At 77.7% G+C, this 985-nt stretch carries 1 protein-coding gene; it reads right to left on the reverse strand.

The genetic code is table 11. From position 1 onward, the window contains the following. On the reverse strand, positions 1–985 hold a 985-nt coding region (locus tag DMH08_RS39605; RefSeq protein WP_148108672.1), incomplete at both ends, for a serine/threonine-protein kinase.

Below are 985 nucleotides of genomic sequence, written 5' to 3' on the forward strand. Positions count from 1 at the left end.
GGCGTCCGGGTGGGGGTCGCCTGGACGGCGGCGGTGCCCGATGTGTCCGGCTCGTCCCGTCCGTCGGCGATGGCCCAGAGGGCGGACGCGATCACCAGGACGCCCGCCGCGGCCGCGGCGAGGGCCGGCGCGTGCCCCCGGGCCGCCGGGAGGCGGAGGCGCCGCGTGCCGCCCGGCGCGGGGACGAGCGCCGCGGTCTCGGCGACCCGGGTCGCGATCATCGTGGTGACGGCGTCCGGCAGCGGCGGCTCCCCGCCCTCGACCAGCGCGGAGCAGCGTTCGAGGAAGGCGCCGAGGCCGGGCCGGTCGTCCGGGTCCTTCGCCAGGCCGGCCGCGATCAGCGGGAGCAGGGATTCCGGGACGCCGGCCAGGTCGGGGTCCTCGTTGACGACGCGGTAGCCGAGGGCCTCCATCGGCCCCTCGCCGAACGGCCGCCTGCCGGTGGCGGCGAACGCGAGCACGGCGGCCAGGCAGAACACGTCGCTCGCCCGCCCGACCTCGCGTCCCCGGAACTGCTCGGGCGACATGAACCCGGGGGTGCCGACGATGCTCGTGCGGGTGGTCTGCGAGGTGGCGTCCAGCGCCCGGGCGATGCCGAAGTCGATGATGCGGGGCCCGTCCTGGGCGAGCAGGACGTTGCCGGGCTTGAGGTCCCGGTGGACCACGCCGCGCTCGTGGACGGCCTGCAGCCCTTCGGCGAGCCCCGCGCCGAGGCCCGCCACCGCTTCCGCGGAGAGCGGGCCGTGCTCGCCGACGGCCTCCTGCAGCGACGGCCCGGCGATGTACTCGGTCACGAGCCACGGCGGGTCTGCGTCGGTGCCGGCGTCCACCACCTGCGCGGTGTGCACGCCCCCGACGCGCCGCGCCGCCGCGATCTCCTGGTCGAAGCGCCGCCGGAACTGCGGGTCCCCGGCGAGGTGCGGGTGGATCACCTTGACCGCGACCGGCTTCCCGCCCGGCGACCGGCCCAGGTAGACCCGGCCCA

This window comes from Actinomadura sp. WAC 06369, from assembly GCF_003947565.1.
Classification (GTDB): domain Bacteria; phylum Actinomycetota; class Actinomycetes; order Streptosporangiales; family Streptosporangiaceae; genus Spirillospora; species Spirillospora rifamycini.